The following is a 21,018-nucleotide window of genomic DNA, read 5'->3' on the forward strand; positions in this document are numbered from 1 at the left end:
GTGGTGGGAGCGGCCAGTAACGGCGCCCTCAGGGCCCGCGCCGGGCAATACACGTTCTGGGACTACCCGAAGCCTCATAACGGTACACCTACTAAAGGCGTCGTAATGACCGACACCGTCGACGAGGTCGACATGCCGTACGACGACGACGCGTCTCAGCAACAGAAGATCGAGGCGCTGCAGGAGCGGCTGGAGGTGCTCGAAGCCCAGAACGAAGAGATGCGGGACAAGCTGCTTGACGCCAACGCGGAGAACAACAAGTACCAGCAGAAACTCGAGCGGCTCACACACGAGAACAAGAAGCTCAAGCAGTCGCCGCTGTTCGTCGCGACCGTCCAGGAGCTCTCAAGCGACGGCGTGATTATCAAACAGCACGGCAACAACCAGGAGGCCCTGACGGAGGTCACCGACGAGATGCGCGAGGACCTCGAACCCGACGACCGCGTCGCCGTCAACAACTCGCTCTCTATCGTCAAACAGCTCGACGACGAGACCGACGTGCGCGCCCGCGTGATGCAGGTCGACCAGTCACCGGACGTCACCTTCGCCGACATCGGCGGCATCGAAGAGCAGATGGAAGAGGTCCGCGAGACCGTCGAGATGCCGCTGAAGAGCCCCGAGATGTTCGAGGACGTCGGCATCGACCCGCCAAGCGGCGTCCTGCTGCACGGCCCGCCCGGCACCGGGAAGACGATGCTGGCCAAGGCCGTCGCCAACGAGACCGATGCCACCTTCATCAAGATGGCCGGCTCCGAGCTGGTCCACAAGTTCATCGGCGAGGGCGCGAAGCTCGTTCGCGACCTGTTCGAACTGGCCCGCCAGGAGGAGCCCGCCGTCGTCTTCATCGACGAGATCGACGCCATCGCGGCCAAGCGAACGGAATCGAAGACCTCCGGCGACGCCGAGGTCCAGCGGACGATGATGCAGTTGCTCTCGGAGATGGACGGATTCGACGACCGCGGCGACATCCGGATCATCGCGGCGACGAACCGCTTTGACATGCTCGACCGCGCCATCCTCCGCCCCGGCCGCTTCGACCGCCTCATCGAAGTCCCGAACCCCGACGTCGAGGGTCGCAAGCAGATCTTCCAGATCCACACCCGCAACATGAACGTCTCCGACGACGTGGACTTCGAGGCGCTGGCCGAGGAGATCAAGGACGCCTCCGGTGCCGACGTGAAGGCCATCTGTACCGAGGCCGGGATGTTCGCCATCCGCGACGACCGGACCGAGGTCACGATGGCGGACTTCCATAACGCCTGGGAGAAGATCCAGCAGGAGGAGACCGACGACGAGGAAGTCTCCCGGACCTTCGCCTGATTCCGGCCACGCTTCTACCGCGATTCCTCTCTCTTTTCCGCTCTTTCCGAGTCAGCAGTCACCGCTCCGGCCGGCAATCGTGCTGTCGCGCTCGCCCGTTTCAGAACACAGTTACCACTCCGGTCCTGAACAGTTGCTATGGCCGTCGCAGATACACTCCAGTCGCGTGCCCGCGCCCGTCCGCGGCTCGTCACCGGCGTCGTCTCGGTCGTTGGCTACGCGCTCGTGTTCGGCGCGTTCGGCGACGTGTTGCCCCTGCCCGAGTTCTCGCGGGCTATCGTCATCCTGCTGGGGGACGCAATCGCCGTCGTCAACAGCATTGCGCTCCTCGCTATCGTCGCCGGCGTCTACTTCATCAAGACCGACCAGGTGCAGAAACACCGCGCGGCGATGCTCACCGCGTTCACGCTCATCATGGTGTTCCTGGCCCTGTACATCCTCAAGGTCGGCGGCGGCTTCGAGAAGGAGATCGTCGCCGAGGGGTTCGTCTGGACGGCGTACATCGTGATGCTCGCCGTGCACATCCTGCTGTCCGCGGTATCCGTGCCCGTCGTCGTTCACGCCGTCGTCCTCGGGCTGACCCACTCCCCGGCGGAGCTCAGGGAGACGATTCACGCCCGCGTGGGCCGCATCGCCGTCTCAGCCTGGGGACTGAGCCTGTTTCTCGGGCTCGTGACGTACGTAATGTTGAACCACATCTACGGCTGGGTGCCTCGGTAGGGAATCGCCAGTTGTGCACGTGTTCGGTGGCGAACGATTTTGCCGGCCGCCGCCGTAAGCCACGGCAATGACCACAATCAAGGACAGCGTCCACGACCACATCGAGGTCCAGGGCGTCGCGGCGGCGCTGCTCGATACGCCACCGGTCCAGCGGCTCCGGAACATCTCACAGCTCGGCACTGTGACGCTCGTCTACCCCTCGGCGAACCACACCAGATTCGAGCACTCGCTTGGCGTCTACCACCTCGCGGACAGGGCGCTGTCCCATCTCGGTATCGAGGGCCAGCAGGCCGAACGGGTCCGCGCCGCGGCGTTGCTCCACGACGTGGGGCACTCGCCGTACAGCCACAACGTCGAGGCGCTCATCCACCGCCGGACCGGCAAGTACCACGACGACGTGGACGGACTGCTCGGTGACGGCCCCGTCGCGCGCGTGCTCGCCGAACACGGGCTGAACCCGGACCGCGTGGCCGCCCTGGTCGCAGGCGGGGGCGAACTGGGCCAGCTCGTCTCCGGCGAACTGGACGTCGACCGGATGGACTACCTTGTCCGTGACGCCCACCACACGGGCGTTCCCTACGGGACTATCGACCACGAGCGACTGGTCAGGGAGCTGTGTTTCGTCGACGGCGAACTCGTTCTGGACGAGGGGAACGTCCAGACGGCCGAGTCGCTCCTGCTCGCGCGAGCGCTGATGAACCCCACCGTCTACCAGCACCACGTCGCCCGCATCGCCAAGTCGATGCTGCGCCGCGGGACGGAGGAACTGCTCGCCGCGACTGACACCACCGCCGAGACGCTTCGCCGGTGGGACGACAGCGACCTGCTCGTGGCGCTGCGACAGTGCGAGGCGACGGCGGCGTACGCCCAGCGGCTGAGCCAGCGGGACCTGTACAAGCGTGCCGTCTGGGCGGAGTGGCAGGCCGTGCCGGACGAGGTTCTGGCAGCCGACCACGAAGCGTTGGGTGCGATGGAACAGGCCATCGCCGACGAGGCGAACGTCGACAGCGACGCCGTCGTGCTCGATGTCCCGCCCGAACCGTCGGTGACCGAATCGAGCAGCCGCGTCCTCGTCAACGGCGAGGTCCGTCGGCTCGGCGAGCAGTCGACGCTGGTCAACGCCATCCGTGCCGCCCAGCGCGACCAGTGGCGGCTCGGCGTCTACGCACCGGAAGCCGAGAGCGAGCGAGTCGGTGCGGCGGCGATCCGCGAACTCGGACTCGACCTCGACGGGGCCAGAGTCCGTGACGTGCGAGCGGGTCTCCATGCGACCCTCGATGAGTTTAACTGAGAGAACGGGCGAACAGGGAGTATGATTCTCGAGGGGACGGTTCTGACGGGGCGCTCGTTCGAGGCCGTCGAGGGCCGCGTCGTCGTCGAAGACGGGGAGATAGCTGCCATCGAGGAGGCTGCAGTCGACAGCGACGACATCGTGGCGCCGGCCTTTGTCAACGCCCACACGCACATCGGCGACTCCATCGCCAAGGAGGCAGGCGAGGGGCTCTCGCTTTCGGAACTGGTCGCGCCGCCGGACGGCCTGAAACACCGGCTGCTCCGCGAGGCTGGCCGCGACGAACTGGTGGCTGCGATGGAGCGGACGCTGTCGTTCATGGAGGGGTCCGGGACAGGCGCGTTCATCGAGTTCCGCGAGGGCGGCGTAGAGGGTATCAGCGCGATACGGGACGCGCTGTCGGACTCGTCGCTCGAGAGCGTCGTTCTCGGGCGCGAGACGACCGACGCGATGGAACTTGCCGACGGGTTCGGCGCGAGCGGGGCCAACGACAGCGAGTTCGGGGCCGAGCGGCGTGCGACGCGACAGGCCGGCAAACTGTTCGGCATCCACGCGGGCGAGGTCGACAGCTCCGACATCAACTCCGCACTCGACCTGGACCCGGACTTCCTCGTCCACATGGTCCACGCCGAGCCGCTGCACTTCAAACGGGTCGCTGACAGCAAGATTCCGGTCGTGGTCTGTCCCCGGTCGAACATCGTCACCGACGTGGGCCGCCCGCCGGTCGAGGAACTGGCCGAACGGACGACGGTCGCGCTCGGGACGGACAACGTCATGCTCAACAGCCCCTCGATGTTCCGCGAGATGGAGTTCACCGCGAAACTGTACGACCTCTCGGCCCGCGAGGTCCTGCGGATGGCGACGGTCAACGGGGCCGAGATCGCGGGCCTCGGCGGCGGCCTGATAAAGACCGGGCAGCCGGCACGGCTGCTCGTTCTCGACGGCGATTCGGACAATCTCTCCGGAGCGCGAGACCCCCTTCGGGCGGTCGTTCGCCGGGCCGGGACGGCCGACGTTCGACGGGTCGTCCACCCCGGGGCGGAGTAGCTCCCGCGCGAATCGGGACCGGATGACACTGGCCGCACACTCACGGGTCGGACCGTCGGCAGTGTGTATATGTGTGCTACCTATTACCAAACTATATCACATCAGCCAGTCAATACTACAGCATGTACGACAGGATACTGGTGCCGACGGACGGGTCGCCGGGGACACGGGACGTACTGACACACGCCGAGGCGCTGGCGGCGACGCACGGCAGCGAGATACACGCGCTGTACGTCGTCGACACCGGCAGGTTCTCGACGCTCCCGAACGAGCCGACCTGGGAGAGCGTCACCGACTCGCTCCACCGCGAGGGCGAGATGGCTCTGGACACGGTTGAGCGTCTCGTCGGCGAGGGCGTGTCCGTCGCGCGGGCCACGGCCGAGGGGAGTCCGAGCCGGGAAATCGTCGACTACGCGAGCCAGCACGGCTGTGACCTCATCGTGATGGGGACCCACGGACGCGGCGGCATCGACCGCCTGTTGCTTGGCAGCGTCGCCGAACGAGTCGTCCGGTCGTCCCACGTCCCGGTCGTCACCGTTCCGGTGGAGACGACACCGCAGGACGTCTCCGAGGACGAGCGGCCCGCCGGCGTCCCGCAGTGACCCAATCCGCTGCCGGCGTGCTCACTCCGTGATTGGCCGGAGGTGTTCGCAATCCCCCGCTGAAACGACTTCTGTCCCAGATTCCGTCTTGATGACGAGCGCGCCCGGGAACTGGACGTCCACGGCTTCGCCCTCGATGGGTCCTCCCGGCGTCTCGACCCGTACCTGTCGTCCCAGCGTCGTCGCGTACTGCCGCCACGCCTCGACGACGCGACCTGTGTCCGTCCGTAGCGCGTCGAACTCCTCCAGCAGTCGCTGGGTGAACAGCCGCCGGTCGACCGGGTCGCCACGCTCCGCGAGCAGGCTCGTCGGGTTCGCGTCCTCGGGCAGGGCCCCCGGGTCGACGTTCGCGTTGACGCCGATACCCACGATAACCCACGAGACGCGGTCGGCCTCGCCCTCCATCTCGGTGAGAATGCCGACCAGTTTCCGCTCCTCGTCGCCGTGGCGGACGAGCACGTCGTTTGGCCACTTGATACTGGCATCGACGCCGGTTTCGCGGGCCGCCCGCGTCACCGCGACGGCCGCTGCGAGGGTGAACACCGGGGCGTGGGCCATCGGCACGTCGGGCCGGAACAGCACCGAGAGCCAGACCCCGCCGCTGGGCGAGTTCCACTCCCGGTCGAGCCGCCCCCGACCCCCCGTCTGTTCGTCGGCCAGCACCACGACGTCCGACGCGCCCTCGCCCGCCAGGTCCCGGGCGCGTGCGTTCGTACTCGGGATGCTGTCGTGGTACTCGACGGAAAACGGCGCATCGAGGCCGTATTCGACCGCGGCCCCGCCGAACTCCGGAACCGACTCCAGGACGTAGCCCGCGTCGTCGCTACGTATCTCGAACCCCTCCTCGCGGAGGGTTTCAACGTGCTTCCAGACCGCGGAGCGAGAGATGTCCAGTTCGTCGGCGAGGGTCGGCCCCGAGACGGGGCCGTCCGCCAGTGCGTCGAGCACCCGGTGGCGCGTCTCGTTCATAGACGGGGCTTCGACCGGCCGGAATAAAAGGCGTCTGCAGCGGTGCAGTGGTGCGGTCGCTAGGCGTATGGTGGCGAGATTCAAGCATACCGCTCGCCGCGGCGAGCGGTTTCACGCCGAGCGCGCTCGGAGAGCGCGACTCGGCGGTCGTTTTTGTACTACATTTTTGCGAGCCGAGCGGGACCGGTGGTCCCGCTGGCCGTGCGAACGGACGCAGTGTCCGTGAGCAGATGAGGGTGCCCGCAGGCCGCGTAGCGGCTGAGGACGCCCTCCGAAGTAAAAATTCAGGCGATCACGAACAGCAAGTCGCCCATGTCGACGGACTCGCCCTCGCTGACGGCCACCTCGTTGATTGTGCCGCCGCGTTCGGCGACGATGTCGTTCTCCATCTTCATCGCTTCCAGCACGCAGAGGACGTCGCCGGCCTCCACCTCGTCGCCCTCGCCGACGTTGACCTCCAGAATCGTCCCCTGCATCTCCGCGGCGACCTCCTGGCCCTCGGCAGTGGTGGCACTGGCGCTCCCGCCGTCGGAACTTCCGCCGCCCTGTGGCCGCTGTGGTTGATTGCCGCCGCCGGCGTCCACGTCGCCGACGTTGATGGGGGGTGCACCGCGCTCTTCGAGGTCGACCTGGAAGCGCTTGCCGTTGACCTCGACGGTAAATTCGCGTTCGACTACCTCCTCGTCCTCGTCGCCGTCGGACTCTGTGACAGTGCCCCACTTCTCCTGGGCCTCCTCGATGCGTGTGCGGTCGAGGTGCTCGTCGAGGTATTTCGTGGTGTGTGTGCCGCTGACGAACTTCTCGTCGGTGAGCATCAGGCGGTGGAACGGGATGACGGTCGGGATGCCCTCGATGTCGAAGTCCTTGAGCGCCCGTTTCCCGCGCTCGATACACTCTGCGCGGTCCCCGCCGTAGGTGACGAGCTTGGCTATCATCGAGTCGTAGTCGGTGACGAGGTCGTCGCCCTGCCGGAGCGCGTCGTCGAGGCGGACGCCGATACCGCCCGGCGGGTCGTAGGTCTCGAGGCTGCCGCCGGTGGCCGGTGCGAAGTCGTTGGCGGCGTTCTCGGCGTTGATTCGGAACTCCATCGCGTGGCCCTCGATCTCCACGTCGTCCTGCGAGAACGTGATCTCCTCGTCCATCGCCACCCGCAGCTGCCACTTGACGATGTCGATGTCGGTGATCTCCTCGGTGACGCAGTGCTCGACCTGAATACGGGTGTTGACCTCCAGGAAGTAGAAGTTCGCGTCCTCGCCGAGCAGTTCACCCTGCTCGCGGTCGGTGTCCTCTTCGACGAGGAACTCGACGGTGCCGGCGTTGTAGTACCCGGACTCGCGGACGCCGCGGCGGGCGGCGTTGCCGATCTGCTCGCGGAGGGCGTCGTTCAGGGCCGGCGAGGGACCCTCCTCGATGACCTTCTGGTGGCGGCGCTGGAGCGAGCAGTCACGCTCGCCCAGATGCCGGACGTTGCCGTGGTGGTCGGCGATGATCTGGACCTCGATGTGGCGTGGGTTCTCCAGGTAGCGTTCGAGATACACCGAATCGTTCGAGAAGTACGCCTCGCCCTCCCGCTTTGCGCTTTCGAGTTGCTCCTCGGCCTCCTCGGGGTCGTGGACGATCTTCATCCCGCGGCCCCCGCCGCCGCCCTCGGCCTTGATGGCGACCGGGAAGCCGTTCTCCTCGCCGAACTCGACGACCTCCTCGGGGTCCTCGACCGGGTCGGTCGTCCCCGGGACGATGGGCACGTCGGCCGACTGCATGATCTTGCGGGCCTTCGTCTTCTCGCCCAGTGCCTCCATCGATTCGCTCTCGGGGCCGACCCATTTGACGCCCTCCGCTTCCTGTACGCGCTCAGCGAAGTCGGCGTTCTCCGCGAGGAACCCGTACCCCGGGTGGATGGCGTCCGCGCCGGCCTGCTTGGCAGCGTCGATAATCGCCTCCTGGTCGAGATAGGAGTCGGCGGCACGGGCCGGGCCGACGTTGTACGCCTCGTCCGCGTACCGCACGTGCCCGGCGTGCTTGTCGGCGTCAGAGTAGACGGCCACTGTGCCGATGCCCAACTCCTCGCACGCGCGCATCACGCGCACCGCTATCTCCCCGCGATTAGCGACGAGCACCTTATCGAACATACGCCCTCATACTGAGAGTCGGCCCATAAAACTATGCGCAGATAGCGGTCAATCTTTCATACATAATCGTGTTAGTACGGCCCACACCCGCAGATCAGCTCAGGCCACCGGAATGTCAGAAGAACTGCATTCGGTCAGAACCGCTCGGCCCGGCCGGCGGCACTCCAGGCGTCGGTCGGCGCGTCCGAACGGACTCGAACGGTGCGCTTCTGTGTGGCTTCCACGCGCCCGGAGAAGGACCACTGCCTGCCGTTCCATGAGTCCCCGTCGTCCGCCGCCGCGGCCGCTGCGGCCGCTGCCGCCGCGCGCTGGCGGTCCGTGAGGTGTGCGCCGACAGCGACGGCGATGGCGGCCGCCTCGTCCGTCGAGGCGTCGTCGAGCTGTGTGGCTATCTCCGCGACCAGTTCGGCATCGACTGCGGGTTCTGTGTCAGTTGCCATCGTTACAGTGGGATGTTGCCGTGCTTGCGGTCGGGCTGGTCCTTGCGTTTCCCCCGGAGGAGGTCCAGGTCGTCGATGAGCCGGGGTCGGGTCTCCTGGGGTTCGATGACGTCGTCGACGAACCCGCGCTTGGCCGCAGTGTAGGGGTTCGCGAAGGCGTCGCGGTACTCGTCGATGAGCTGCTGCCGGCGGGCCTCCACGTCGTCGGCCTCGGCCAGCTCGTCGTCGTAGAGCACGTTGACCGCGCCCTTCGGTCCCATCACGGCGATTTCGGCGGTCGGCCAGGCGTAGTTCATGTCCGCGCCGATGTGTTTCGACGCCATCACGTCGTAGGCCCCGCCGTAGGCCTTCCGCGTGATGACGGTCACAAGCGGCACGGTGGCCTCGGAGTAGGCGTACAGGAGCTTCGCGCCGTGGTTGATGATGGCGTTGCGCTCCTGGTCCTTGCCGGGCATGAACCCGGGCACGTCGACGAACGTGAGAATCGGGATGTTGAACGCGTCACAGAACCGGACGAACCGCGCGCCCTTCCGCGAGGCGTCGATGTCGAGCGTCCCGGCGTTGACCCGCGGCTGGTTGCCGACGATGCCGACGCTGTGGCCGTCCATGCGGGCGAACCCGATGACGATGTTGCGCGCGAAGTCCTCGGCGACCTCGAAAAACGAGTCCTCGTCGACGATGCGCCCGACGACGTCCGTCATGTCGTAGGGCTTCTGTGGCTCGTCCGGGACGGCCGTTTTCAGTTCCTCGTCCCGGCGCTCGGGGTCATCCCAGGGCTCGACCCGCGGCGGGTCCTCGACGTTGTTCTGGGGGAGATACGAGAGGAGGTAGCGGATGTCGTCCATCGCCTCTTTCTCGTCGGCGGCCGTGAAGTGGGCTACCCCGGACTCGGACGCGTGGGTCTTGGCCCCGCCGAGCTCGTCGAAGCCGACCTCCTCGCCGGTCACCGTCTCGATGACGTCCGGCCCGGTGATGAACATGTGACTTGTCTCCTCGACCATGTAGACGAAGTCCGTGATCGAGGGTGAGTACACCGCGCCGCCGGCACACGGCCCCATGATGGCCGAAATCTGTGGGACGACGCCGCTGGCCTGCTGATTGCGGTGGAAGATGTCGGCGTAGCCCGCAAGCGAGTCGATTCCCTCCTGGATGCGCGCGCCGGCGGAGTCGTTCAGTCCGATGATTGGAGCGCCGGTCTCGATGGCTTTGTCCATCACCTTGCAGACTTTCTGTGCGAACTCCTCGCCCAGCGACCCGCCGAAGACGGTGAAATCGTGGGCGAAGACGTAGACCCGACGGCCCTCGACTTGCCCGTAGCCGACGACGACACCGTCGCCGGGGACCTTCTTGTCGGCCATGTCGAAGTTCGTCGAGCGGTGTTCACGGAGCGAGTCGATCTCGACGAACGTGCCGTCGTCGAGGAAGTAGTCGATGCGCTCACGGGCGGTGAGTTTTCCGCGGTCGTGTTGTGCTTCGATTCGTTCCTCGCCACCGCCCCGCTCGGCCTCGGCTTTTCGTTCTCGAAGGTCCTCGACACGGTCATCGTGGCTCACGCGATATCACTTCTCCCGGACCGGTGCATATCCGACCCCTGGCGGGCATCCGAGAAAAGCGTTATCAAAGTTAACCATTGTTTCCCGTATTCGATACCCGAAACCGGCGGAGTTTTGAGCGACGGCCTGCTGTTGTGGCGCGTGAAGAACGTCACGGCCCGCCAGCACAACCCCTTTGGCTTCGATGCACCGTGTGAGCCGTTCGTGCCGGGGTACGGCGACGCCAACGCCCACTTCCACGTCATCGGCGACCACCCCGGCGTCCACGGTGGCGCGGCGTCCGGCATCCCGTTTACCGACAACGCCGCGGGCGAACGCCTCCAGCGGGCGCTCGTCGAAGCCGGACTCCTGACCGAAGCCGGCACTCCGCCGACCGTCGAGAAGACGTACCTGTCGTACCTGTACATGTGCGGCGGCGACCCGCCGACAGAGGCGGACTACGCCGACCTGGAACCGCTGTTCGACACGGAGCTCCGGGCTATCACCGCCCACGTACTCCTGCCCGTCGGTGAGCGCGCCACGCGGCACGTGTTCGCGAACACGACCGCCGAACCGACCGAGTCGATAGACATGGACGCGCTGCACGCGAAAGAGGTGCTCGGCAGCGGCTGGCTCGTCTACCCCATCAAAGAGCCCGCGGCGTGGACCGACGACGACGAGGGCGCACTCGTCGACGCGCTGACGGCGCTTTTAGAGACGGACTACCGACGGGAGGCGGACCTCGGACGGTTCATGCCGGGCGAGGACCCGTATCTGGTCCGGTAGCTCCCTTTCAACCCCGCTCTACGGCGATAGCAGCGTCGGCCACTCGAAACGGTAGTGAGTCACAGCAACCGCTCGGTCGAGAGCGGGTCCGCGGACTCCCAGTAGGTGTCGAACCGCTCGATAGCCCACTCGCGGACGGCCGGCGCAGTCGTATCCAGTGACGCCTGCAGGACGCCGCTGTCGTCCCGCAACAGCAGGTGGACCACGTCGTCGGCAATCATCACGGCGAGTGGCACGCCGTCGCTCCGTACCCGGACCGACGCAGCCGGCTCGGCGAGCAGCGATTCCAGTTGGGTCCGGAGCCGGTCGTCCGCCGCGAGCGCGTCGATCGCACCGGGTGAGAACACGCCCGAGAACTGCTGGTCCCCGGCGCTGACCCGCTCCTGGACGACCCGAATCGTCTGGTCGTTGAACGCGTGTGAGAACGTCCGGACCACCTCGGCGTCCCGAAGCAGGTCGAGCAGCCGCTGGACAGGCGCGTTCGGGCGCGTCTGGCTCGGGACGGTTATCGTGGCGTCGGCCAGGTGCCGCAGGTCGAACTCCATCGCGTCGGTGGGGAGGTACTCGACGATGTCGCGCAGCTTCCGCTCGGTTTCGAGGCTGTCGAGCAGGTCGGTGAACCCGTCGGCGACGATGCGGCCCGTCGCCGTTGCGACGTACTCGCCGTCCGTTCGGCGAATCCACGACCGCTCCTCGAAGTCCGCGATGATACGCCCGAGCGTCGCCTGCGACGCGCCGGTTTCGGTCGCGAGGTCCCCGCGCGAGTGGGGTTCCGCCGCCAGGAGCCGTAACACCTCGACCCGGTTCGAGGAAAGCGCGAGGAACTCGATCTCTTCGAGCGCCGATTCCATGCCGCCGCGTTAGAGGGTCCATCCTAAAGCGCTTTCGTAGCGTGAAATTATTTCACACCGTGACTATCCGCCACGGGTGTTCGGCCGTTTCGCGTCATGTAAGAATTTCTAAACGGGCCTATAAGACTCGATACCGTACCGTAGAGTACGATGACTCAGGTTCCTCCACGTGTTCTCTCTGTCGGCTGTGCAGTCGTTTCAGAAATCAGATACGAGGTGGTGGCGTGATTTCGCGCCGCACGCTCGCCCTCGCTGCGGTCGCCAGCGTGTTGCTCGGCGGGACCTTCGTCGGCGCGAAGGCCGGCCTGTCGTATCTCCCGCCGCTCCTGTTCGTCGCCCTGCGGTTCGACATCGCCGCTGTCGTACTCTTTGGCTACGTTGTCGTGACGCGCTCGCGGGCCGATTTGCTCCCGCGAACCCGCGGCGACGTGCTGGCGATTCTCTCGACGGGCCTGTTCGCGCTCGGCCTGGCGAACGCGCTGATATTCGTTGGCCAGCAGTCCGCCACCAGCGCCGTCGCCGCTATCGTGTTCAGTCTCAACCCGATACTGACGCCCGTCTTCGCCGCCATCTTGCTCTCCGACGAGCGGCTCTCGGCCCGCGGCGGCCTCGGGATGGTCATCGGTCTGTTCGGCGTCGGTCTCGTCGTCAGCCCCGACCCGGCGATGCTCCTGGGCGGGGGTATCGGCAAGCTCGTCCTGTTCGCCGGCGCGACCAGCGCGGCCCTGGGCAGTGTCCTCATCCGGTGGTCCGACGGCGGCCTGTCGAGTACGGTCCGGACCGCGTGGGCGCTTCCCGTCGCCGCCGTGCTCTGTCACGCGCTGAGCGTCGGTACGGGCGAGTCGGTTGCCACGGCGGTGTGGTCCCCGACCGCGATAGCGGCACTGCTGTACGTCGGTATCTTCTCCGGGGCCATCGCCTACATCGCCTACTTCGGCCTGCTCGATGTCACCGGCGCGATCCAGGCCAACCTCATCTTCTACGTGGTCCCAGTCGTGTCGACGCTCGGCGGGTGGGCCGTACTCGGCGAGGCTATCACCCCGACGGCGGTCGCGGGCTTTCTGACCATCTTCGCCGGCTTCGCGGTGCTGGGCAGCGAGTCGGTCGACGTCCGCGGGCTGCTCTCGGACGGCACCGAGGAAGCCGACGCTGTGGCCGACAGTCTCGGCTTCGCGGACGAACCGCGCGGGTTCGAGTCCGACTGAGTGGGAACTGAACGCGGAGCGTCTACACCGGCGGGACGATTGCGGGGTCCTCGGCGAGGAACAGCGTCTCCAGTCCGAGCGCCAGCGTCAGGACGACGCCGAGGAGAACCACCGTCCGGACCATCCAGAGCCAGACCGGACCGAACGTCCGGAGCCCCCCTGTCCCCTGCCGGAGTTCCTCGACAGCCTCCGAGGAGAGCACCCAGCCGACGAACACCAGTATCAGCAGCACCGACAGCGGCAGGAACAGCTTGTACGCGAGCGTGTCGAACCAGCCGAACCACGCCAGGTTCCAGGCCGACGGGAGGCCGAGCACGAACAGGGCAACCCCGACTGCCGCCGACAGCGACACCCGCGAGTACGACGTGTTGTCGACGCCGTAGGAGACCACGACCTCGAGCAGGCTGATGGCGGAAGACACCGCGGCGATGAGGACGACGCCGAAGAACACCACGCCGAGGAGCCGCCCCGCCGGGAGCTGGGGGAACGCCGACGCCATGGCGACGAAGATGGCCGACGGACCGCTGGTGTCGGGACTGACGCCGATGGCGAACAGAATCGGGAACACGACCAGCCCCGCCAGCACCCCGATGAGGGTGTTCGTCACGACGATGATGCCGCCGTCGGTCGGGAGGCTCTCGTCGTCAGCGATGTACGAGGAGTAGGTTATCATGGCCGCCATCCCCAGCGAGAGGGTGAAAAACGCCTGCCCGACCGCGAACGGAATCAGGTCGCCGGCGTTCGCCGCCAGCGTCGAGAAATCCGGCGAGAGGAAGTAGCTGTAGCCGGCCCCTGCCCCCTCGAGCGTCGTGACCCAGGCCGCCATCGCGAGCATGAGAACGACGATACTGGGGACCATCAGTTTGGTCGCCTTCTCGATACCGTCCTCGATACCTAACGCGACGATACCGAGACAGACGAGCAGGAACAGCGCCTGTCCGGCGACGGCCTCCGGCCCGGTGGAGATGGCTCCGAAGTACTCCGCGGGGCTGCCGAAGTACGCGCCCGTGGCACTTCCGAGGATGTACCGCATGACCCACCCCCCGACGACGTTGTAGTACGAGAGAATCCAGAATCCCGTAACGACGCCGAGGGCGCCGACCACTCGCCACTGTCTATGCCCGAGTTCCGTGAACGCGTCGACGGCATTGTGGTTCGTTCGCCGGCCGATGATGAACTCCGCCAGCATGGCCGGGAAGCCGATGAGCAACACGGCGGCGAGATAGAACACGAGAAACACTGCACCGCCGTTCGTCGCGGTCTTGAACGGGAACTGCCAGATGTTGCCGAGCCCGACTGCGCTCCCGATAGCTGCGAGAATGAACCCGAGCCGGGAGGCCCACGTCTCTCTGTCACTCATTGTGCCGGCGGGTATTCTTCTGCCGGATAAAACTGCCGTGGTTCAGGTCCGCGGTACCAGCCGGTGGTACCGGGATGGTCCCCGTTCCGGAGGCCCAACAGTATCAACCGAGAGAACTGCACTGTTACCTTTTTGTCGACCCTTCTCCGACGAAGCGTACACGTGACTACGAAACGCGTTCTCGGATGCGGGACGCTCACGCTGACCGGCGGAGGTCTGGCGGCGGTCTCGGCACGGCAGTTGCTCGGCGGGACGAGCGGCGTCGTCGAGACGGTCATCGCCGTGTTTGGCCTCCTTATCGGCCTCGGGTTTCTGGCCGGGAGCGGCGTGCTCCTCCGCAGCGACCTCCGGACGAAACACGTCCTCAGGGTCGCCGGCTGGAACCTCCTCGGCGTCGTCGCAACGTCAGCCGTCCTGGTCCTGATACTGCTCTATCAGCGGTCGAGCGGGGGGACGCTCCTCGCGCCGCTTTTCAGCGGCACAATCGTCGTCGGCGTCAGCGCCACGGCCCACGTCCTCATCGGCGTCAACGACGTCCGGCGGATACGGGCGCGGAACCTCGCTCGCCAGCGCGAGAAGACGACCGTGATGAACCGCCTCATCCGCCACGACCTGAAACACAGCGCGCAGGTGTTGCTGGGACTCGGGGACGTACTCTCCGGCACCCCGGACCCGGACGTGGACGACATCGGCGACAGGGTGCGAACGGTCGGCTCCGACCTCGCCGAGATAGACAGTCAGGTCGGGACGGTGACCGACCTCATCGAAGCTGAGGAGGTCGACCGCGAGCCGGTGGCCCTCGACTCGCTCGTCGAGGAGAGCGTCGCGGAGCTCCGCCCCCGGTTCCCCGACGCGACAATCAGCGTCCACGCTGACGACAGCGCCCGCGCGCTGGCCGGCGACCCGCTCGAGATCGCGGTCAGTGAACTGCTGGAGAACGCGCTGGTCCACGGCGGCGACCCGGCCGCCGTGGAAATCAGGGTCGAAGCCAAGCCCCAGGCCGTCACGGTGTCGGTCAGCGACGACGGCCCCGGTATCCCGGACACCGAGCGCGAACTCGTCAGCGGCGAGCAGGCAGTGACGCAGCTGACCCACAGCAACGGGCTCGGGCTGTGGCTGTCAAAGTGGGTCGTCGAGGCGTACGGCGGGACGCTCGTGTTCGAAGCGACCGACGGCGCGACGGTCACGCTCCGTCTCGACAGGGCGGCGTAACCCGACTGTGGGTCAGACCTCGCCGTACACCGGAACCGCCGCGCCGCTGGTGACGGCCGCGGCGTCCGAACAGAGGAACAACATCACGTCCGCGATGTCCTTCGGGTCGACCCACGACTCGAAGTCGGAGTCGGGCATCATCTCGCGGTTCATCGGGGTGTCGATGACGCTGGGCATGACGGCGTTTGCTCGCACGGTCCCGAGGTTCTCTTCCGCGATGGTCTCGGTCAGTAGCCGGACGCCGGCCTTCGATGCCCGGTAGATGCCGTCGCCTTCACCGCCCTCCAGCGACGACCGCGCGGAGACGGAGACGATTGCGCCCTCGGCAGCCCGCAGGTGCGGAATCGCGTGTTTCGACGCCAGGAACATCGTCTTCAGGTTCACGTCGAACAGGAAATCGAACGTGTCCGCGTCCGTCTCGTGAATCGGTGTGCCGCCGCGCCAGGTGCCGGCGATGTTCAGCAGGTAGTCCAGCCGCCCGTGGTCGTCGACGACCGCGTCGATGACCTCGGCCACATCGTTCTCGTCGCTGAAATCCGCCTGGTAGAAATCCACTCGGTCGGGCTCAGACAAAAGGAAGTCCTCGGTGTTCGGTTCGATGATGTCGCTGCCACAGACGGTCGTTCCGGCCTCGAGGAAGGCGTCTGCGACCGCACTGCCCAGCGCTCCCCCGACGCCCGTGACCAGCGCCACCTCGCCGTCGAAATCAAGTTCGAATGACATACGTGTGTCAACAGGTGGCAAGAAAATAAAGGTCCGTCCCCGGGAATCCGAGGCTCGGTCCGTGGACTGCGGATTGCCGTTCGCGCCGACCGGGCTATAGTAGCCATTGAAAATCAATGCACACCCGACCGCACGACTGCAGTGCGGTCGGTGTGTAAATCGTTTCAATTGTTACTATAGGGCGTGACGACGAGTTTACCGAGGAAACTGTCGTTCAGGACGTCGTCGTGAGCCGACGGGACCTCGTCGAGGTCGTAGCGGCGGGCGACGACCGGGGTCAGTTCGTCGTCGGCCATGAGCGTCCCCAGCCGGGAAAGCACCGCGCCGAACTCGGGCGTGTTGAACATCGAGACGTGGTGGACACTGAGGGCCTTCGCCCGGCAGCGCGGGACGTTCTCGAAGGTCGCCGCGGGGTCGGTGTTCCCGATAGCGGCGATTCGGGCGCCCTGTGCGGCCACCTCGGCGTCGAACGCGAGGTAGTCGTCGAGCCGGTGGTCGAGAACCACGTCCGGCGCGCCGGCCTCGACCACGACGTCGCCGAGGTCGTCCCGGCTGTAATCGAACACGTCGTCGGCACCGAGGTCGGCCAGTTGGTCGTGGTAGGCCGGTGACGCCGTCGTCGTCACCCGCGCCCCGTTCGCCGCCGCCAGCTGGACCGCGATGTGACCGACGCCGCCGCTCCCGCCGTGAATCAGCGCCCGCTCGGCCGGCTCCAGCGAGCAGGCCGCGACGAGCGTCTGCCAGGCGGTGACGCCGACGAGCGCGACGGCCGCGCCCGCCTCGGCGGAGACCCCCTCGGGAAGCCGTGCCAGGTGTGACTCCGGAACGGTGACGTACTCCGCGCAGGTCCCCTGGAGCCAGTTGCCCAGCCCGGTCGCGAACGCGCGGTCGCCCTCGGCGACGGTGGCCACGCGCTCGCCGGTCGCGGCGACGGTCCCGGCACAGTCCGAGCCGGGTATCCAGGGCAGTTCGCCCGGTTCGTAGTCGCCGGTGCGGAAGTACGTATCGACCGGGTTGACCGCCGCTGCCTCGACCTCGAGCAGGACCTCCTCCGGCCCCGGTGTCGGTCGTTCGATGTCGTCGACGCTGAGCACGTCCGTCCCGCCGTACTCGTGGAATCTTACAGCACGCATTGGCGTATGAGTCATGTGGGGTCGGGAAAACAGTTCCCCACGGGGCCGGGCCAGTTCCCGATGCGGCTACGGGTCATCGCGGTGGGTGAACCGACATCGACGAAACCGAGCGAGCCGAACCGGTGGAGACGCAAGTGACTGCGAATCAGTCACTTTGCTGAACGGAACAGGCCCAGCGAGCCCCGCCGCAATCGGCTGCTCTCCGCGGTCGGAATATCTCTTATCAGCCATGAGAATTGCGGAACAACCCTTTATTAGCATGTTTCCGTACCATTGTGTGATGGAACCAGACAGGGACTCGCCGCTCCCGAGTTTTATTGCCGGCAGTTACGCCGTCAGGCTCGGGGTGGCCCTTTCGTTCGCGATAATTGTCATTATCGCAGCCGGGGTCCTGACAAGCGCCCAGGCGTCCGCGACCCTGGAGGAGGACGTTGCGGACGACGTCACGGCGCTGTCAGAGACACACGCTGTACAGTTAGACGATTGGCTGACGACAGCACGGCGAGACGTCCGGTCGACGTCGCGGCTCCCCGTGTTCACCGATGGAACGAACACGGAGAAACAGCAACGGCTGGAGCAGTTACAGACCAACGAGGAACTCCCTCCCGGCGTCGTCGCAGTTCACTACTTCGACACCGAGACCAACGAGATCCGCGCCAGTTCAAACCGGGACTTCATCGGTGTGAACGCCGCCGACCAGGGGGCACCGTTCGCTACGAACCCACCACAGTTCGACGGTCCCGACAGCACGCACGTGACGAAACCGTTCTCCGTGTCAGTCGTCGACCACCCGATAATCGCCGTCGTTTCGCCCGTCCCCGGTGACGAGAACAGAGCGCTTGTGTACATGATCGACCTCCGCGAGAAGGCCGACCAGATATCGGACCAGCGCGAGGGGTCGTTTACGACGGTCGTCAGCGCTGACGGCGAGTTCGTCTCTCACCCCAACAGCTCCATGATCGGATCGACGGCACCGATATCACAGATGGAGTCCGAGCCCCTGAGCGCGCTCGAACCCGGACAGAGCACGTTCCACGAGACAGACAGTATGCTGATGGGACTGAGTCGTCTCGAGTCACACGAGTGGGTCGTTATGGTCCATTCCGACCCGGAAGTCGCCTACGCGCTGAGCGGGCAAATCAACTCCGACCTCATCGGACTCATCCTGCTCGCCGTCGTCAACCTCGGACTCATCGGGGTCACAATCGGCGGGAACACGATCGCCTCGCTCCGGCGGCTTTCGGTGAAGGCCGAAGCGATGGCAGAGGGCGACCTCGATGTCGCCCTCGACACGTCGCGGGAAGACGAGTTCGGGACGCTGTACACGGCCTTCGACAACATGCGGACGAACCTCCGAACGCAGATATCCGAAGCCGAAACCGCCCGGCAGGAAGCCGAGGAGGCGAAAGAGCAGGCACAGGCGGCCCGCGAGGACGTCGAGTCCGAACGCAACGAGATGGAGGCACTGACCGGCCACCTCGAACTCAAGGCACAGCAGTACAGCGACGCGCTCGAGGCCGCCTCCAACGGCGACCTCACCGCACGGGTGGACACGGACAGTATGAACGAGGCGATGACGGCGGTCGGCGAGGACATCAACACGACGCTGGATGCGCTCGAAGACACCATCGCCGACATGAAGGCGTTCGCGGCGAACGTCATCCAGTCCAGCGACCGCGTCAACTCGAACGCCGAGCGGGTCGACCAGGCGAGCAAGCAGGTGTCGAAGTCTATCAACGAGATCTTCGAGGGGACGACCGAGCAAAACGAGGGGCTCGAATCGGCGGCCGCCGAGATGCAGAACCTCTCGGCGACTGCACAGCAGGTGGCTTCCTCCGCCCAGCAGGTCGCCGACACGTCCCAGTCAGCCGCGGACGTCGGCGAGGACGGCCGCGAAGCCGCACAGGCGGCCATCGCGGAGATGAGTGCCATCGAGGACGACACCGGCGAGACTGTCGAAGCGATCAACGCCCTCGACGACGAACTCGACGAGATCGGCGAGATCGTCGGCGTCATCACGAGCATCGTCGAGCAGACGAACATGCTGGCGCTGAACGCGTCCATCGAGGCCGCCCACGCCGACGGTGACGGCGAGGGGTTCGCCGTCGTCGCCGACGAGATCAAGGGCCTCGCGGAGGAGACCAAGGAGGCCGCCGCCGACATCGAACAGCGCATCGAGGGCATCCAGGAACAGGCCGGCGACACGGTCGAGACGATGGAGTCGACCAGCACCCGGATCTCCGAAGGTGTCTCGACGGTCGAGGAGACCGTCGACGCCTTGGAGACCATCGTCGAGTACACGGAGGAGGTCGACACCGGCATCCAGGAGATCGACCGGGCGACCGAGGAACAGGCCCGGACTGCACAGGATGTGATGGGGACCATCGACGACCTGACGACGATCAGTCAGCAGACGGCGACGGAGGCCGACACCGTGGCCGGCGCGGCACAGGACCAGTCCGCGTCAATCGACGAAGTGTCGACCTCTGCGACGGAGCTCCGGCAGCGTGCTGACGACCTCGACTCGCTACTGGACCGCTTTACTGTCGAAAGCTCGGCCGGGACGGACATCGACAGCACGGCCGCGGTGGGGGACGACTAACAATGGCAACGATAACGACCTGGTTCACGCTGGGACTACTCGGCGAACTGCTCGGGACGGCGGTGCTGGCGTACGGCTACACGCTCGTCCCCGAAGAGACGCGGAAGCGGTACCTGCTGTTGATCGCGATTCCGGGTATCGCCATCGTCGCCTACGCCCTGATGGCGCTTGGCTTCGGGTCGATACAGAGCGATGGCCACGCTGTGTACGTGATTCGCTACGTCGACTGGCTGCTGACGACGCCGCTCAACGTCTGGTTCCTGGCGCTACTCGCGGGCGCGAGTCGGGCGGACACGGTGAAACTCGTCGTACTGCAGGCGTTGACTATCGTCTTCGGCTTTGCCGGCGCAGTCACTCCATCGCCGGTCAGCTACGTGCTGTTTACGGTCGGCGCGGCGCTGTTCGGGGGCGTCATCTACCTCCTCTACGGGACTATTGCGACGGCTGCGAAGTCGACCCTCTCTGACATAGAGATCAGCCTGTACCGGACGCTCCGGAACTTCGTCGTCGTCCTCTGGCTGGTGTACCCGGTCGTGTGGCTGCTCGGTGCGCCGGGCCTGGGACTGATGGACGTGGAGACGGCGTCGCTCGTGGTCGTCTACCTCGACGTGGTCACGAAGGTCGGCTTCGGCATCATCGCCCTGCTGGCGATGATGAACCTCGGGTCTGTCGGCGAGACTGACGAGAGAGCGACGGCGGTCGCTGGGGACTAGCGAGGGGCGGGAACGAAGCGAGGGGCGCGAACGGAGTGAGCGGCCCTCGATATTGCGAGCGGGGAGGGACGACCCGCGAGCAGTGAGCGGCCCTCGAAGATGCGAACGGGGAGGGACGACCCGCGAGCAGTGAGCGGCCCTCGGGGTTGCGAGCAGCGAGGAAGCGACCGGAGCGAGAGCTCTCGTCCCGGAACTGCGACGCGGGGCGTCGTGGAGGTGTAGCGGGGGAGCGACCTGCATGAGTTCTGCCCGTCGTCCGGAGAAGATGCTCTGGAAGGTGGAATAGCTACGCATAGGCCCTGATACCCAAAGCTACACAGCGAAAGCGGCCACCAGACAGCTCAGATTCATAATCTTTTTTAATTATGATTCCTCTGTGTATG

18 protein-coding genes are annotated in these 21,018 nt (G+C 66.1%); 10 read left to right on the forward strand and 8 right to left on the reverse strand.

Annotation, left to right across the window (positions count from 1 at the left end; genetic code table 11):
* Positions 1–105 precede the first annotated feature (105 nt).
* The 5 genes from KZ498_RS06680 (at position 106) to KZ498_RS06700 (ending at position 4,980) form a co-directional block, all read left to right on the forward strand.
* On the forward strand, positions 106–1,320 hold the full coding sequence (locus KZ498_RS06680; RefSeq protein ID WP_312617858.1) for a proteasome-activating nucleotidase Pan1: 1,215 nt from the start codon (positions 106–108) through the stop codon (positions 1,318–1,320).
* A gap of 138 nt (positions 1,321–1,458) precedes the next feature.
* Positions 1,459–2,040, forward strand: coding sequence for a DUF420 domain-containing protein (locus tag KZ498_RS06685; protein ID WP_312617859.1), 582 nt, complete (start codon positions 1,459–1,461; stop codon positions 2,038–2,040).
* A 67-nt stretch (positions 2,041–2,107) separates the two neighbouring features.
* The gene (locus KZ498_RS06690) at positions 2,108–3,331 is read left to right on the forward strand and encodes an HD domain-containing protein (RefSeq protein ID WP_312617860.1); all 1,224 of its coding nucleotides are present in this window, start codon (positions 2,108–2,110) and stop codon (positions 3,329–3,331) included.
* Between the two features lie 21 nt (positions 3,332–3,352).
* Positions 3,353–4,378 carry an amidohydrolase family protein gene (locus KZ498_RS06695; protein WP_312617862.1) on the forward strand — a complete coding sequence of 342 codons (1,026 nt, stop codon included), beginning with the start codon at positions 3,353–3,355 and terminating at the stop codon, positions 4,376–4,378.
* 122 nt (positions 4,379–4,500) lie between these two features.
* On the forward strand, positions 4,501–4,980 hold the full coding sequence (locus tag KZ498_RS06700) for a universal stress protein (protein ID WP_312617864.1): 480 nt from the start codon (positions 4,501–4,503) through the stop codon (positions 4,978–4,980).
* A 21-nt stretch (positions 4,981–5,001) separates the two neighbouring features.
* Here the strand turns inward: KZ498_RS06700 and KZ498_RS06705 are convergent, their stop codons facing one another.
* From KZ498_RS06705 to KZ498_RS06720, 4 genes are all read right to left on the reverse strand, one after another.
* The gene (locus KZ498_RS06705) at positions 5,002–5,949 is read right to left on the reverse strand and encodes a biotin--[acetyl-CoA-carboxylase] ligase (protein ID WP_312617865.1); all 948 of its coding nucleotides are present in this window, start codon (positions 5,947–5,949) and stop codon (positions 5,002–5,004) included.
* Between the two features lie 284 nt (positions 5,950–6,233).
* The gene (locus tag KZ498_RS06710; RefSeq protein ID WP_312617867.1) at positions 6,234–8,078 is read right to left on the reverse strand and encodes an acetyl-CoA carboxylase biotin carboxylase subunit; all 1,845 of its coding nucleotides are present in this window, start codon (positions 8,076–8,078) and stop codon (positions 6,234–6,236) included.
* A 134-nt stretch (positions 8,079–8,212) separates the two neighbouring features.
* A complete protein-coding gene (locus tag KZ498_RS06715; RefSeq protein WP_312617869.1) occupies positions 8,213–8,518 on the reverse strand; it encodes an acc operon protein in 306 nt (101 codons plus the stop codon).
* A gap of 2 nt (positions 8,519–8,520) precedes the next feature.
* Positions 8,521–10,071 (reverse strand): acyl-CoA carboxylase subunit beta, encoded by a 1,551-nt coding sequence (locus KZ498_RS06720; RefSeq protein WP_312617871.1) that lies wholly within the window; start codon positions 10,069–10,071, stop codon positions 8,521–8,523.
* A 141-nt stretch (positions 10,072–10,212) separates the two neighbouring features.
* Here KZ498_RS06720 and KZ498_RS06725 point away from each other — a divergent pair, with 141 nt between their 5' ends.
* Entirely contained in the window at positions 10,213–10,836 is a 624-nt protein-coding gene (locus KZ498_RS06725) for a uracil-DNA glycosylase family protein (protein ID WP_312618511.1), read from the forward strand.
* A gap of 59 nt (positions 10,837–10,895) precedes the next feature.
* Here KZ498_RS06725 and KZ498_RS06730 read toward each other — a convergent pair whose 3' ends face one another.
* Positions 10,896–11,687, reverse strand: a complete 792-nt coding sequence (locus tag KZ498_RS06730) for an ArsR family transcriptional regulator (RefSeq protein ID WP_312617873.1) — start codon at positions 11,685–11,687, stop codon at positions 10,896–10,898.
* A gap of 224 nt (positions 11,688–11,911) precedes the next feature.
* Here KZ498_RS06730 and KZ498_RS06735 point away from each other — a divergent pair, with 224 nt between their 5' ends.
* Positions 11,912–12,892: a DMT family transporter gene (locus KZ498_RS06735; protein ID WP_312617875.1), complete on the forward strand. Its 981-nt coding sequence runs from the start codon at positions 11,912–11,914 to the stop codon at positions 12,890–12,892.
* 22 nt (positions 12,893–12,914) lie between these two features.
* On the opposite strand, the gene KZ498_RS06740 is transcribed toward KZ498_RS06735, so the two are convergent.
* The gene (locus tag KZ498_RS06740; RefSeq protein ID WP_312617877.1) at positions 12,915–14,252 is read right to left on the reverse strand and encodes a sodium-dependent transporter; all 1,338 of its coding nucleotides are present in this window, start codon (positions 14,250–14,252) and stop codon (positions 12,915–12,917) included.
* A gap of 162 nt (positions 14,253–14,414) precedes the next feature.
* Between KZ498_RS06740 and KZ498_RS06745 the strand changes: the two genes are divergently transcribed.
* Positions 14,415–15,464: a HAMP domain-containing sensor histidine kinase gene (locus KZ498_RS06745; RefSeq protein ID WP_312617878.1), complete on the forward strand. Its 1,050-nt coding sequence runs from the start codon at positions 14,415–14,417 to the stop codon at positions 15,462–15,464.
* A gap of 12 nt (positions 15,465–15,476) precedes the next feature.
* On the opposite strand, the gene KZ498_RS06750 is transcribed toward KZ498_RS06745, so the two are convergent.
* Both KZ498_RS06750 and KZ498_RS06755 read right to left on the reverse strand, forming a co-directional pair.
* Positions 15,477–16,187: an SDR family oxidoreductase gene (locus KZ498_RS06750; protein WP_312617880.1), complete on the reverse strand. Its 711-nt coding sequence runs from the start codon at positions 16,185–16,187 to the stop codon at positions 15,477–15,479.
* 164 nt (positions 16,188–16,351) lie between these two features.
* Positions 16,352–17,320, reverse strand: a complete 969-nt coding sequence (locus KZ498_RS06755) for an NADPH:quinone reductase (RefSeq protein ID WP_312617882.1) — start codon at positions 17,318–17,320, stop codon at positions 16,352–16,354.
* A gap of 346 nt (positions 17,321–17,666) precedes the next feature.
* On the opposite strand from KZ498_RS06755, the gene KZ498_RS06760 reads away from it, so the two are divergent.
* Together KZ498_RS06760 and sop2 are read left to right on the forward strand one after the other, a co-directional pair.
* Positions 17,667–19,922, forward strand: a complete 2,256-nt coding sequence (locus KZ498_RS06760; RefSeq protein WP_312618512.1) for a methyl-accepting chemotaxis protein — start codon at positions 17,667–17,669, stop codon at positions 19,920–19,922.
* Between the two features lie 2 nt (positions 19,923–19,924).
* Positions 19,925–20,635 (forward strand): sensory rhodopsin II, encoded by a 711-nt coding sequence (sop2, locus tag KZ498_RS06765; protein ID WP_312617883.1) that lies wholly within the window; start codon positions 19,925–19,927, stop codon positions 20,633–20,635.
* Positions 20,636–21,018: the final 383 nt, after the last annotated feature.

It is taken from the genome of Haloarcula sp. 1CSR25-25 (genome assembly GCF_032027985.1).
In the GTDB taxonomy this organism is placed as follows: domain Archaea; phylum Halobacteriota; class Halobacteria; order Halobacteriales; family Haloarculaceae; genus Haloarcula.